Origin of the sequence: Allopontixanthobacter sediminis (genome assembly GCF_009828115.1) — a bacterium.
Lineage (GTDB): Bacteria > Pseudomonadota > Alphaproteobacteria > Sphingomonadales > Sphingomonadaceae > Allopontixanthobacter > Allopontixanthobacter sediminis.
In genome coordinates, this window is record NZ_WTYL01000003.1 from 514,619 (window position 1) to 528,358 (window position 13,740).

At 63.2% G+C, this 13,740-nt stretch carries 14 protein-coding genes; 1 reads left to right on the plus strand and 13 read right to left on the minus strand.

The window, feature by feature from the left end:
* Positions 1–82 precede the first annotated feature (82 nt).
* The 8 genes from GRI65_RS13205 to hisG all read right to left on the minus strand — a co-directional run bounded on the left by GRI65_RS13205 (position 83) and on the right by hisG (position 8,787).
* A complete protein-coding gene (locus GRI65_RS13205) occupies positions 83–988 on the minus strand; it encodes an acyl-CoA thioesterase (RefSeq protein ID WP_160757015.1) in 906 nt (301 codons plus the stop codon).
* Between the two features lie 44 nt (positions 989–1,032).
* On the minus strand, positions 1,033–1,890 hold the full coding sequence (locus GRI65_RS13210; RefSeq protein ID WP_160757016.1) for a cupin domain-containing protein: 858 nt from the start codon (positions 1,888–1,890) through the stop codon (positions 1,033–1,035).
* A gap of 2 nt (positions 1,891–1,892) precedes the next feature.
* Positions 1,893–3,062: a GNAT family N-acetyltransferase gene (locus tag GRI65_RS13215; protein ID WP_202391316.1), complete on the minus strand. Its 1,170-nt coding sequence runs from the start codon at positions 3,060–3,062 to the stop codon at positions 1,893–1,895.
* Between the two features lie 171 nt (positions 3,063–3,233).
* Complete coding sequence (locus GRI65_RS13220) at positions 3,234–5,342, minus strand: sodium-translocating pyrophosphatase (RefSeq protein ID WP_160757017.1); 2,109 nt, start codon at positions 5,340–5,342, stop codon at positions 3,234–3,236.
* Between the two features lie 136 nt (positions 5,343–5,478).
* Positions 5,479–6,372, minus strand: a complete 894-nt coding sequence (thiL, locus tag GRI65_RS13225) for a thiamine-phosphate kinase (protein WP_408609052.1) — start codon at positions 6,370–6,372, stop codon at positions 5,479–5,481.
* Positions 6,369–6,830, minus strand: a complete 462-nt coding sequence (gene nusB, locus GRI65_RS13230; protein WP_160757018.1) for a transcription antitermination factor NusB — start codon at positions 6,828–6,830, stop codon at positions 6,369–6,371. The genes thiL and nusB overlap by 4 nt, the downstream gene beginning before the upstream one ends.
* Complete coding sequence (gene hisD / locus GRI65_RS13235; RefSeq protein WP_160757152.1) at positions 6,827–8,110, minus strand: histidinol dehydrogenase; 1,284 nt, start codon at positions 8,108–8,110, stop codon at positions 6,827–6,829. Before hisD ends, nusB begins: the two co-directional genes overlap by 4 nt.
* Before the next feature lie 5 nt (positions 8,111–8,115).
* Positions 8,116–8,787 (minus strand): ATP phosphoribosyltransferase, encoded by a 672-nt coding sequence (gene hisG / locus GRI65_RS13240; protein WP_160757019.1) that lies wholly within the window; start codon positions 8,785–8,787, stop codon positions 8,116–8,118.
* 61 nt (positions 8,788–8,848) lie between these two features.
* On the opposite strand from hisG, the gene GRI65_RS13245 reads away from it, so the two are divergent.
* Positions 8,849–9,910 carry a DUF2332 domain-containing protein gene (locus GRI65_RS13245; RefSeq protein WP_232844139.1) on the plus strand — a complete coding sequence of 354 codons (1,062 nt, stop codon included), beginning with the start codon at positions 8,849–8,851 and terminating at the stop codon, positions 9,908–9,910.
* Here GRI65_RS13245 and GRI65_RS13250 read toward each other — a convergent pair.
* The 5 genes from GRI65_RS13250 to GRI65_RS13270 are packed head-to-tail and all read right to left on the minus strand — an operon-like array spanning position 9,907 to position 13,700.
* Complete coding sequence (locus GRI65_RS13250) at positions 9,907–10,821, minus strand: alpha/beta fold hydrolase (protein ID WP_160757020.1); 915 nt, start codon at positions 10,819–10,821, stop codon at positions 9,907–9,909. The two genes, GRI65_RS13245 and GRI65_RS13250, sit on opposite strands and share 4 nt — an antisense overlap.
* Positions 10,818–11,633 carry an SDR family NAD(P)-dependent oxidoreductase gene (locus tag GRI65_RS13255; protein ID WP_160757021.1) on the minus strand — a complete coding sequence of 272 codons (816 nt, stop codon included), beginning with the start codon at positions 11,631–11,633 and terminating at the stop codon, positions 10,818–10,820. Before GRI65_RS13255 ends, GRI65_RS13250 begins: the two co-directional genes overlap by 4 nt.
* Complete coding sequence (locus GRI65_RS13260) at positions 11,630–12,505, minus strand: pirin family protein (RefSeq protein ID WP_202391317.1); 876 nt, start codon at positions 12,503–12,505, stop codon at positions 11,630–11,632. The genes GRI65_RS13255 and GRI65_RS13260 overlap by 4 nt, the downstream gene beginning before the upstream one ends.
* Before the next feature lie 43 nt (positions 12,506–12,548).
* Positions 12,549–13,388: a helix-turn-helix domain-containing protein gene (locus tag GRI65_RS13265; protein ID WP_160757022.1), complete on the minus strand. Its 840-nt coding sequence runs from the start codon at positions 13,386–13,388 to the stop codon at positions 12,549–12,551.
* Positions 13,389–13,433: 45 nt separating this feature from the next.
* Entirely contained in the window at positions 13,434–13,700 is a 267-nt protein-coding gene (locus GRI65_RS13270; protein ID WP_160757023.1) for a BolA family protein, read from the minus strand.
* Positions 13,701–13,740 lie beyond the last annotated feature (40 nt).

Here is a 13,740-nt window from a genome sequence, read left to right on the forward strand (position 1 = left end):
TCCATTCGGGACCCATTTTTTTGTCTGTCAGCAGGACCGAGCAGCAGATGTATGATCGGTGCTGCCATTTTACCTAAACCAATCACCGCTTCCGCCGTCGGATCACGCCTTCTTGCGCGACGCTGGCGACGAGAGTGCCTTCGCGGGTCAGGATACTTCCCCGGTTAAATCCGCGGCCGCCGCCGCTCCACGGGCTGTCGGTTACATACAGCAGCCATTCGTCGGCGCGGGCAGGGCGGTGGAACCAGATCGCATGATCGAGGCTGGCCCCGTTCATTTCACCGCGCATCCAGCTCAGGCCGTGGGGCAGCGCTGCGGTTCCGAGCAGGGTGTAATCGCTCGCATAGGCAATCACCGCGCGGTGGATCGCCGGATCGTCGGGCAGCGCGGCGGCGGCGCGAAACCAGCTGTGCGCGCGCGGTTCCCTGGGTTCGCTATTCATCCAATGCAGCCGGTCGACCGTGCGCGTTTCAATCGGGCGCGGGCGCAGGATCAAGGCTCGATGGTCGTCATCAAGATTCGGCATTGCCGCGACCATCTTCTGTCGTTGGTCCATATCGGACTTCAAATCCTCCGGCTGAGTGACGTCCGGCATGGTGCAGGCCTGGTGCTCCAACCCCTCCTCGGGCCGCTGAAAGCTGGCGGTGAGGTTCAGTATGGGCCGACTGGCACCGTCTTCCAACTGGCTCGCGACTACCCGCCGATTGGCGAAACTCCGGCCATCGAAATCGCGGGCGATGGCGTAATCTATCGCGGGGCCTTCAGTGCCGCCGCGCAGGAAGTAGGCATGCAGTGAATGCGCGGTCATGCCTTCGGGCGCGGCGAGTTGCGCCGCCTGGAGAGCCTGGGCGATCACTTGCCCGCCGAACACGCGGCCAACACCGCCGGGCTGGGGACGGCCGACATAATTATCCGCGCCGGAGGGCTCGACAGTCAGCAGCCGGACGAGATTGGCGACCAATTGTTCAGGGGAAGGGGTTTCGCTCATGGGCTGCGCATTGCGGTCCGGCAGCGACTTCGTCAACGCTGCGCTTACCCGGTGACGGAAAGTTTTCGCAATATCCTGAACGCTGCCGACTTCCCGAAATTACGTGCCGGCCACCGCCCCGGCGGCGCAGGGGCGATGCCAAGTTTCCGCAACTGACGGTTGAAGCCCCGCGCTTCCGCTTCGGCAAAACTCCAGTCACTGCGCCATGTGATCGACAGGGAGATGGAGCTTTCCGGACCGTTGCGTACAAAGTGCGGTGCCATGACCGGCACATAAATCGCCTGACCCGGGGTCAGGGCGAAATCCCGCCCACCGTCCGCCATTTCTTCCCGCCAGACCAGTTCGCGTGCTCCGCCAGCGTGATAGCTCTCGTGCACCTGGTCGGGCGCATAGAAGCCGTCTCCGGCTGGGAACTGGGTCATGACCTTGCTGCCGGTCAGTTGCAGCAGGATGTTGTGTTCCGGGTCGAAATGATACGGGGTCACGGCGTTGGGACTGGAGATGAACACGAACCCCTGGGGACGAAGCATCGCGCCGGTGCGCGCTTCGATTTCTCCGCGCAGTTCGCCGAGTAGCGCGAGGAGCAGCGCGTTATAGGCGGGCACCTGTTCGATGTTCTTCAGCACTGCCCAGCTGTTACTAGTGGCTATGCGGCGGATGGTGTCTTCGATCGACAGTCCGGTCGCGCCCGGCTTTCCGTCCACCCCGATGGGCAGGTCGCCGCGGTTGTATTCTATCGAGATGCCGGGCAATTCAGCGGCCAGTCCGGCGAGCGCATCCAGCGTCAGCAGTGGATGATGCGCCAGATTGTGGCCCAGGATATGAGGAATTTCCGGATAGGTTGCGGCAAACTGCAATCGCGCCGTCTCGTTGAAGATTTCCCCGCCTAGCGTATCGCCCATGGTCACAGACCTCCTGCCGCAAAACCATTTTCGGCACGTAGCAATTGGCGAAAAAGCGATTGGCGCAGCGTGCCGCCGATCCCGATGTTGATCCGCTGGATCGTCCGCTTTTCCCGCCAGATCCGCTCGATCATCGGATGGTCGGCGGACGCGCAGCTGTCGCACCAGTCGATGTCTGGCCGGCCCAGCAGGGCAAGGTTCTCGCGCTGCAGCAGGACCCCCGGGGAAAACCGCGAGTAATCTTCGTCAAAAGCGGTCTTGAAGGAAAAGCTGCCGGGCGCCGCGAGGAAGTTCACCAGCATCGCGATCGGGCGGTCATTTAGTGAAAGGGTCAACCGCTCCGCCCTGCCGCGGGTGGCGCCGCCGCGAAGAGTTGCGCGGAAGTACGATGCAGTTGCGGGATCGGAAGCTAGCGCCGAACCTCCCCGGCCTTTCCATCCAGCTTGTTCGAGCTTGAGGAAATCATCGCACCATGCATCGATGGCTTCGCCTGTCAGGTCCCGGCGAAATTTCACAGCGCCGGCTTCGGACAAGCGGCTGTGCTGGCGGCGCAGTTCCTTGCGTTTCTTGCCGCTGAGGGACGCTTCGAAATACGCTTCCGGGGGCCCGGCCGATTGAAGCATGGCGCGTTGTTCGGAATGGACCACCCCGGCAGGTCGCTCCTGCCCTGCGAGCAGACGGATCAAGGCCGTGTGAACGGCGCCGCCGGTCGGCAACTGCGTCAGATGCAGGAACAGGCCGTTGCGCGGGCGGGAATCGAGGGTCTGCAGCAGTGCGGTCCAGAACGCGGACTCGTACCCCTTAGACACCAAGGGAATGCCGCAGAAGGCATTGTGGTGGACCCAATTGTGCCAGTGCGGCACTGGATAGCCGTAGTAGCGGGCCGAGCGTGCCACAGGCATCAGCCCGCATAGCTTACCGTCGCAGCGAAAGATTGCGACCCGAGCGTTGCTGCCGCGGTCCAGATTGGCCAGAGCGGGCAGCAGGTTCCAACTTTCGAAGAATGGATTGGGTTCGCTCGCCGTCAACGCAAGCGCATCCCATTCCGCAATCGCGTCGGAACTGGCAAACTCTTGCCAGTCGAGCAGCGTAATGCCGTCCCGCACGCCCAGAAGCCGCGCGGTGTTCAGGCAATCTTTGTCCGTTTCGTGGTGGAGCGGAAGGCTGGCCAACCGTTAACCCTTGCTTCGCGCGGCAGATTGCGCCGCACAATGCACGTAACAGGGTGGTGCTGATGAAAAATTAATGCAGCGGCACCCGGCACAAGAAAGGGCGCGGACACCGTCAGGCATCCGCGCCCTATCTTGAGCTGGCGATTGCTCGCCTAGCGTTTCAGGTGGCGATCAAGCCGCCGCGAGAGCCGCCAACAGCAGCAGCGCCACGATGTTGGTGATCTTGATCATCGGGTTCACGGCAGGGCCCGCAGTGTCCTTGTAGGGATCGCCCACGGTATCGCCGGTCACCGCAGCTTTGTGCGCTTCGGAACCTTTGCCGCCGTGGTTGCCGTCTTCGATGTACTTCTTGGCGTTGTCCCACGCGCCGCCGCCGGCGGTCATGGACAGCGCCACGAAGATCCCCGAGACGATCACGCCGAGCAGCAATGCCCCAAGGGCGGCAAAACCGTTCGCCTGACCCGCCACTGCGGTGATCACGAAATAGACCACGATCGGGGCCAGAACCGGCAGCATCGACGGGATCACCATTTCCTTGATCGCGGCCTTGGTCACAAGGTCGACCGTGCGGGCATAGTCGGGACGCGATGTCCCGGCCATGATGCCCGGGTCGGCAGCGAATTGCGCACGGACGTCCTTGACCACGTCGCCCGCAGCGCGGCCCACGGCGGTCATGCCCATCGCTCCGAACAGGTAAGGCAGCAAGGCGCCGAGCAGCAGGCCGACGATCACATAGGGGTTTTCCAGGCTGAAGCTGACTTCAAGGTCCGGGAAAAACTCCTTGAGATCGGCGGTATAGGCGCTGAACAGCACCAAGGCTGCCAGACCTGCCGAACCGATGGCATAACCCTTGGTCACGGCCTTGGTGGTGTTGCCCACGGCATCCAGCGCATCGGTCTTTTCCCGCACGCTTTCGTCCAGATCGGCCATTTCGGCGATCCCGCCAGCGTTGTCGGTAACCGGACCGTACGCGTCCAGCGCCACGACCATGCCGGCGAGTGCCAGCATTGCTGTCGCGCCGTAGGCAATGCCCATCAGGCCGGCCAATTGGTACGTCACGACAATGGCAACCACGATCACCAGCGTCGGCAATGCGGTCGATTCAAGGCTGATCGCAAGACCCTGGATGACGTTGGTCCCATGGCCGGTTTCGGATGATTTCGCGATCGACCGCACCGGACGGAACTGGGTGCCGGTGTAGTATTCGGTGATCCAGATAATCAGGCCGGTAACCGCAAGGCCGACCATCATGGCCCAGAACAGCGACATGCCGCTGAAAGTCTGGCCGTCGACGGTGTAGGTCGTGCCCATGCCGATGGCGTAATCGGTCGCCCAGTAGATCGCCGGGATAGACAGTACCGCGGTGGTGATGAAGCCTTTGTACAACGCGCCCATGATGTTGTTGGAGGACCCGAGGCGGACCATGTACGTTCCGATGATCGAGGTGACGATACAGACACCGCCCACAAGCAATGGCAGGCTCATCAGGGCCAGCAGCCCTTCCTCGCCGAGGTTGGTCAGCAGCAACGCCGTCAGCACCATGGTGGCGCCAACGGTCACGACGTAGGTTTCGAACAGGTCGGCCGCCATCCCGGCGCAGTCGCCGACATTGTCACCGACGTTATCCGCGATGGTGGCAGGGTTGCGTGGATCGTCTTCCGGAATTCCGGCTTCGACCTTGCCAACCAGATCGGCGCCGACATCGGCCGCCTTGGTGAAGATCCCGCCGCCGAGACGCGCGAAAATCGAAATCAGGGAAGCACCGAAGGCCAGGCCGACCAGTGCGTCGATGACTTCGCGCTTTTCCGCAAGGATGGTGAGATCGAGACCCATGGACGCGGTCATGACGTAGAAGAAGACCGCGATTGCCAGCAGGGCGAGGCCCGCGACGAGCATGCCGGTAACCGCCCCGGCGCGGAACGCCACGGTCAGGCCGGCCTGCAATCCGCGCTGCGCCGCGGCGGCGGTGCGCACGTTCGAACGAACCGAGATATTCATCCCGATGAAACCCGCGACACCCGAAAGCACCGCTCCGACGACGAAGCCGGTGGCGGAGATGGCCCCGAGGAAAATGAAAACGATGATCGCAACCACCACGCCGACCATGGCGATCGTGGTATATTGGCGCTTCAGATAGGCCTGCGCGCCTTCCTGGATGGCCCCGGCGATTTCCTGCATTCTTGCGTTGCCGGCGTCAGCGCTCAGCACTTGGCGGCTAGTGACGATGCCATAAATAATGGCAAGTAGTCCCAGCCCAATTGAAATAAGTACTAGATTCACACGAACATCCTTCCCCAGTGGATCAGATAGAAAGCGGCCTCTTTTATTCAGGTCCTGCTTGGCGGGTAGGTATAGGGGCGCGGTGAAGGGGCGCAAGCCCCGTTGGTGTCAGCCCTGTTGGCAAGGTTTCGGACGGTCAGCGAGCGTGATGATAACCGAGGGCGTCGTCTGGATCCGGGGGCATCCCGTCGACCAGCAGCACGTGCCGCGCGCGGGCTTCGACCATGCCGATCTTGTATACCGGAACCGGCCACGCGGTATCCTCCGCGCCGGTGAACAGCAACTGGTAATCATCGCCCCAGCGCAACGCGTCCGCGCGGCGGGCTTCCGGGGCGGCGATGGGAACCGATGCGGAGTCTATGGAGATCGTGACGCCGCTGGCTTCGGCAAGTCGGCGTGCGTCGAGCAGCACGCCGTCGGACACATCCATCATCGCGCTGACCAGCGGAGCGAGTGCGCGCCCTTGGGCAAGCAGCGGACGCGGCCGGCGATAGGCGGTAGTATCGTGGTCCGTGCCGCCTTGCAGGGCTTCGAAACCCATCATCGCCGCGCCTACAGGGCCGGTCAGGTATACAGCCTCGCCCGGGCAGGAACCGGAGCGGGAAGGGACAGGAGTAAAGGTGGCCCGACCGATCGCAGTGAGGCTGAAACAACGCGGGCCATTCGCAGCTACGGTATCGCCGCCCAGCAGGGGGACGTCATACTCCGCCAACACCTCGGCCAGTCCGTCGATGAACCGGTCATCGTCCGCGCCGAGCATATGGGTGTAGAGGACGCCCGACGGCTTCGCGCCCTTCGCCGCCAGGTCCGACAGGTTGGTCGCGGCGAGCTTCCACGCGACATCGGCCATGTCCTGTCCCGCGAGATAGTGAATTCCCTCGACCATGCTGTCCTGCGTCAGGACGAGGGTCTCGGTGCCGATTTCCAGCACCGCTGCATCATCGGTCAGGCCGCGCGCCGCCGGATGGGTGGCGAATGCGCGCAGGGCGGCGATCAGTCCTTCCTCCCCGTCAAGGGAGGGCCGGCTCACGGACGCACGGCCTTGCCGACCGAATCCAGCACGCCGTTGACGAATTTCGCTTCCTTCTCGTCGAAGAAAGCGTGCGCAACATCGATATATTCACTGATCACGACCTTTTTCGACACGTCGGCGCGGGCGAGCAATTCATACGCGCCGCAGCGCAGGATCTGGACCATCGTCTTGTCCAGCCGGTCGATCTTCCAGCCCTCGGCGAGTTTCGATTGCAGCAATTCGTCGATTTCCTCGCGGCGGGCGTCCACTCCGCTGACGACGTCGTCGAAGAAATCGACCTCCGCATCGGCGTATTGCTCATCCTCGATTTCCTGGCCCAGCCGGTGCTGGTGGAATTCGTTGAGCAGCCGCGCCAGCGCGGTTTTTTCCATCTGCTGCTGGTACAGCGCCTGGACCGCGGCGAGACGCGCGGCAGATCGGGCCTGCGATTTGGGCGGCGTTGCGGGCTTGTTCATTTCAATCTCATTTCAATCGATTTGGCATGGGCCGGAAGGCCTTCCGCGTTGGCCAGCGCAATTCCCGCAGGGCCGATTGCGGCGAGGGCGTCTTCGTCGGCAGACAGGAAGCTGGTGCGCTTCATGAAATCGAGCACGGACAGGCCGCTGGCGAAACGCGCCCGGCGACCAGTGGGCAGCACGTGGTTGGGCCCAGCGACGTAATCGCCGATCGCCTCCGGCGTGTGACGGCCAAGGAATACGCTGCCCGCATGGCGGATCTTGGCGAACATGGCGTCGGGGTCGTCAAGGGCCAGCTCGACATGTTCGGCCGCCAGCTGGTTGGCGAGCGGTGCCGCCTGGTCCAGGTTTTCGACCACGATCATCACGCCGTGGCGTTCCCAACTGGCACTGGCCGTCTTGTTGGTGGACAGCATCGAAGATTGCACGTCGACCCGGTCCTCCACCTGCCAGGCGAACTTCTCGTCGTCGGTAATCAGGATCGACTGGGCGTCCGGATCGTGTTCGGCCTGGCTAAGCAGGTCGGCAGCGATCCAGTCGGGATTGTTCTTGTTGTCGGCAATAACCAGGATTTCTGAGGGTCCGGCGACCATGTCGATACCGACGACGCCGAAGAGCTGGCGCTTGGCCTCCGCCACCCATGCGTTACCCGGGCCGGTCACCACGTCGACCGCCGCAATCCGGTCCGTGCCATAGGCGAGAGCGGCAACCGCCTGCGCGCCGCCGACGCGCCAGACTTCATCGACCCCGGCCAGATGCGCCGCGGCCAGCACCAGCGGATTCGTAACGCCCTTGGGTGTGGGGGTCACCGCGACCAGCCGGGCAACGCCGGCGACCTTGGCCGGAATGGCGTTCATCAGCAGCGAGGACGGGTATGCCGCCCGGCCGCCCGGAACATACAGACCCGCCGCATCAACCGGGAGCCACCGCGCACCAAGCCGCACGCCGATGCTGTCGGTGTAATCGCGGTCTTCGGGCAATTGCGCTTCGTGATAGGCGCGGATCCGGTCGGCGGCGAGGACCAGGGCATCGCGCAATACATCGTCGAGCCCTTCGAACGCGGCGCGGCAGGTTTCCGCGGAAATTCGCCAGTCATCGTCTTCGGTCAGGCGGTGATTGTCGAAGCGCGCAGTGTATTCCGCCAGCGCGGCGTCACCCCGGCGGCGCACTTCATTGATGATCAGAGTGACGTCCTGCGCAACATTGTCGTCGCTCTCGCGGCGATCGTTGACGATCTTTTTGAACGCTTTTTCAAAGCCTTCGTCGGTGATCCTGAGCATTTTCATCACGCTGCCGCCGCTCCGCCCTGGTTGCCGCTACGAGCGTTCCCGCGAAATGCATCGACCAGCGCTGCGACGCGCGCATCGGTTTTAAGCGCCGCGCGGTTGACGATAAGCCGCGCGGAAATCTCCATGATCCGGCTGGTTTCCACGAGCCCGTTCTGCTTCAGGGTTGCCCCGGTCGAAACGAGATCGACGATCCGGCCGGACAAGCCAAGGCTGGGGGCGAGCTCCATCGCGCCGTTGAGCTTGACACACTCGGCCTGGATTCCCTGCGCCTCGAAATGGCGGCGGGTGATGTTGGGATATTTTGTCGCGACCCGGAGGTGGCTGGTTCCGTCGGCGCTGGTGCCACGTTCCGCCGGTTCTGCTACCGACAGGCGGCAGTGGCCGATGTCGAGATCTACCGGTGCGTAGAGGTCGGCGTATTCGAATTCCTCGATCACGTCGGACCCGACAATGCCGATCTGGGCCGCGCCGTGCGCCACGAAAGTCGCCACGTCGAAGGCGCGGACGCGGATCAGGCGCATATCGTCGCTGGTGGTGGCGAAACTCAGGGAGCGGTTGGCCTTGTCGTGAAATGCATCATCGGGCACCACTCCGGCGCGCGCCATGACCGGCAGCGCCTCGTCGAGGATACGTCCCTTTGGGACGGCGAAAGTTAGCATTTGCGGCATGGGGCGGCAGATAGTGCGACAACCGGCAAAGGGCAATGCAAACTAGTTGGAGGACCTGCGCATGACGGACGCTATCATGGATATCGGCACGGTGGCCGGCGGCATCGAATGGCAGGCCCGCCACGCCGAAGAAGCGGGCGCGCCCGGCACCGGCAAGATTGTCCGGGCGCAGGTTGCGGTCTTGGACAGCGATACCGCCACCGGGCGAAGAATGGCGGGCTGGCAGGGCAAGGTGGTTGAGGATGCGTTGCCGCTCCGGCTTGCGGGCGGCTTGCATAATCTGGTGCTGACCGGCGAGGATCGGCGGCTGGAACCGGTCTATGCCGGCCTCCTCAACGATCAGGGCCAGATCGATGCCATAGTCCTGGAGCTGGTCCGGAAATACGACACCCGCCTGTTACCGTGGCTGGACGGACCGCCGCAGACCAACGAAGCCGGGCGGTCGTGGGCGTTCATGGCGGCGCTGAAGTGGCTGTCGGTGCGGCTGGGGCCGAAATTTAGCCTGTTCGAGCTTGGTGCAAGCGCCGGGGTCAACACCATGATGGACCGGTATTATTTCGACCTTGGCGGCGTGACGGAAGGGCCGCCAAATTCGCCCATGCGGATTGTTCCCGAATGGCGCGGCGCGCCGCCCCCTGATGCAGCGGTGGAGATTGTCTCGATCCGGGGCTGCGACCAGGCTCCGATCGACCTTCGCGATCCTGCGATGGCTTTAAAACTTAAAAGCTATGTGTGGCCCGAAGCCCGCCACCGGCTCGCCCGGATCGATGTAGCGGCTGCGCTGGCTGCCGAAAGCCCGCCGCTGATCGCGCATCAGGATGCGGGGCCCTTCGTGGACGAGATGTTGACGCAGGCTCCCGAGGAGGGGGTCACCCGGGTGCTGCTGCATTCAATCGTCTGGCAGTATATTCCGCCAGCAACGCGCCAGCACATCGAGGAGGCGATGGCCAGTGCGGCACGCGGCGCTACGGCATCAAGCCCGCTAGCCTGGGTTTCGCTCGAAACCAATCGCGAGACATTCCGACACGAACTGAGCGTTCGCTACTGGCCTGGCGGCGGGGCCGGGCAGTTGCTTGGATGCGGGCACCCCCACGGGGCGTGGGCCGAATGGTTCGCGGACTAAGCAGTCCGCTCCAGAAACGCTTCCAGTGCGGCGTTGAACTGTTGGGGCGCTTCCCATGGCACGAAATGCCCGCAACCTGGGACCTGCACCAACGTCAGGTCGTCGATGATTTCATCCAGTCCCTCAAGGTTGGACGGGGGCAGGGCGAGGTCGTCCATGGCCCAGATCACCAGTGTCGGGATGGTCAGGTTCGGCAGCGTCATCGGCTGGTAGTCAGCGGGCAATTCGAACGGCGCATCCATCGGTGGGACCACGATCGGGCTGCCGCGATACCAGTTGAGCATTGCCATGGCGTTTTCACGGTTGGACCAGTCCTGCAGCAGCGCATCGCGTTCGTCCTGTTCCATGGTCGAGGGGCGGTCCCATCTGACAGCTTTGAGCAGTATGCCGATCAGCCCGTGTTCGCGCACGAGAGCATCGTTGGCCGGATCGCGGAAGGCTCGAATATACTGGCTCGCTTCGCGCTGGGCCGGGTCGAGATAGAGCAGCTTCTGGAAGATCGCGGGATGGGGAGCGTTGGCGACAACCGCACGGGTAACGCGTCCGTTCATTTGCCCGCCGAGAGCCGTTCCCCAGGCAATTGCGCCACCCCAATCGTGGCCGACGATGGTGAATTTTCCCACGCCGAGCGCATCCGCCATCTGGAAGACGTCGCCGATCAATTTGTCGGGCGTATAGCTGGCGACGTCCTGCGGCGCGGAAGAACCGCGATAGCCGCGCTGGTCCGGCGCGATACAGCGGAAGCGGTCCGAGAAATGCGCGATCTGATGGCGCCAGGTGCGGTGGCTTTCGGGAAAACCGTGCAGGAAGATCAGGACCGGGGCGTCGCTGTCCCCGTTCGTTGGACCGACATCCGCCACATCCAGCTCGATGCCGTTCGCCAGCGTGACCCGCTTCTGTTCGATGTTCATGACGGCTGCGGTTCCATTTTCTCGATATACCCCTTGGCAACCATATCGGCGATCTGGTCGAACAATTGATCCGGCGTCCGGCGCATTTCGCCCATCGCGCGTTCCACGCCGCGCGCGACGATGATCTCCCGCTGGCCGGCAGCAATCCCGGCGAGGATTTCCGCGGCAGCCTCGTCCGGCGGGATGCCGTTGTCTATTGCCCGGTCGCTGACGCCGCGCTTCGCGCCGGTCGCCGCCAACGCATTGCGCGACACATTGGTGGCAACGGAACCCGGCACGACGACGTGGACCTCCACTCCGCTTGCCGAGAGTTCGGCCCGCAGGGCGTCGGCGTAACCGATCAAGCCGTGCTTGGCGGCGCAATAGGCGGTGCGCAGCGGCACCCCGACCTTGCCCGCGACGGAAGAAATGAAGACCAGCTTGCTGCTGGCCCGCGCCGCCATATGCGGCAGCACCGCCTGGGTCAGGGCAATCGGCGCCATCAGGTCGATTTCGACGATGTCGCGGTACACTTGCAGCGCGGTTTCGACTGCGAGGCTGCGCTGCGAAATGCCCGCATTGTTGACCAGCACGTCGATTCCGCCGCTCCATTCCAGCGCCCGTTCGACGGCAGACGTCATGGCTTCGTGATCAGTGACCTCGAACGGCAGGACGAGGGTTTCGCCGCCTGCTTCCTTGGCTACGTCGCCAAGCCGTTCGCGGTCCCGGCCAGACAGGATCAACCGTGCGCCATCCTTGGCCCAGCCGAGCGCAAGCGCGCGGCCAATGCCTGACGAGGCCCCGGTGATCCAGACCGTCGGGCCGACGGTCATGGATAGCTCACGGTGTTCGGCTTTTCGGGAATGGGTATCCATTCCTTTTCATCGCCCGGGACCTTGGGAAAATTGCCCTCGTTCCAGTCCTGCTTTGCCTGGTTGATCCGGTCCCGGCTGGAACTGACAAAATTCCACCAGACATGGCGCTTGGTCGCGATCGCTTCTCCGCCAAGCAGTATCACCCTTCCGCCGCTCTGGCTGGCGAGTTTCATGCCGACGCCGGGTTCGAGCACCGTCAATTCGTACAGCACGAGCGGCTGGCCATCCACGCTCGCTTCCCCGCCCACCAGCATCACCGCGCGCTCGTCCGCGTCGGCGTCGATCGGCAAGGATCCACCGGCGGCGAGCAGGATTTCGGCATAGATCGTTTCGGCATAGACGGTGGTCGGCGCACGCTGTCCCCACAGATTGCCCATGATCACGGTCGCGGTCGCGCCGCAATCTTCGACAACTGGCAAATCCTTCACCGCTTCGAACGCGGGGTCCATTTCCTCACGCGCTTCGGGCAGGGCGAGCCAGGTCTGCATTCCGTAGAGCTTCGGTCCGCTGTCGCGTTCCGCCTGGGGGCTACGTTCCGAATGGACGATGCCACGGCCCGCAGTCATCAGGTTGACCTGCCCTGGCCGGATCGTCGCGAAACTGCCGAGGGAATCCCGATGATCGATGGCCCCTTCGAACAGCCATGTCACCGTCGCGAGATTGATGTGCGGGTGAGGGCGGACATCCATGCCGCTGCCGAGGTCGAGCTGCGCCGGTCCGAACTGGTCGACAAAGATGAACGGGCCGACCATCGTGCGCTGGCGCGACGGCAGTGCGCGCCGGACCTTGAAGGCGCCGAGATCGTGGGTGACGGGGGAAATGGTGATCATGAGAATGCTCCTGATGACCGTATGGCCGCTCGGGCCTGTTCGCTCAATCCTCGAACCGGCTTTCCTCGCGCAATTTGAGACCAGCCGTCTGCAACGGAGAGGCGGAACGTTCGAATTGCCGCGGGGTCATGCGGGTGAACCGGCGAAATTCGCGGTTGAGATGCGATTGGTCGAAGTACCGCAATTCCGCCAGGTCGCGCTCGGTCGGGCTGCTGAAACCGCGCATGGCAGTGGCCATGTCGAGAAAGCGGCTGCGGCGCAGTACGGCCTTGGGCGTCAGGCCGAAGGACGCACGGCAACGGCGTTCGAACTGGCGGACTGACAGTCCGACATCGTCGGCGGCATCGTCGACCCGCATCGTGCTGTCGGTCCGGGCAATCGTTTCGAACTTCGCAATCGCCGGGTCGGTCGCGGGAGTACCGAGGAACGCGATCCGCTCTTCGATGATCGCTTCCATCGCGGCAACCTTGGCCTCGTCGGTTTCCGCACTTTCCATGGCGGCCTGCAGTTTTCCGGCCAGATCACCCCAGATGTCTTGGAGCGGGAGCAATTGGTCGACGAATTCGTGATGCGGCTTTCGGAACAGGCCGTGCCACCCGCTTGGCCGGATTGCGAAGCCTACAACATGAAAACTGCCTTGGACGCGCACCTTGAAGGGGACTTCGTTCGCACCGAAAAACAGGGTCTTGCTGGGGCATGACCATTCGCCCGGGGCGATCTCCCCTTGCCATTCGCCCTTGAGGAGACTGCGAACGAAGGCGGTTTCGGCAAGCAGGAAGTCTTCGATCACCATGTCGTCCGGCAGGTCGGCTTCGAACACGTAATAACGCCGGATATACGGCGAAAGCGAAGGCGACGGACGATACGTTCTCGAAAGCAGCATAGAATTGACGGCCCACCCGTTCCATCTGCCGCCCCATACAGACACTCATTCCCCGGGGGCAGTGGCCTTTATTGCCAGAGCATGGACTCGATTTCCGGGGATGTCACCAAGCGATTTGTTGACCATCCGCTGACGCTCAAGCCGTGACTGGCCCGCAAAGGCCTCGCTTTCGATCAGAATCGTAAAATGCGATTCTCCGCTGCCGTCATCACCGGAATGTCCCGAATGCTTGGCGCTGTCGTTGATCACGTCCAGCCGCGTGGGCGCGAAGGCCCGGTCGAGGATTTCGGTCATTTCCTGCTGCACGCTCATTCGATTTCCCTTTTTGGTATTTGAAATTTCCCTAACCCAC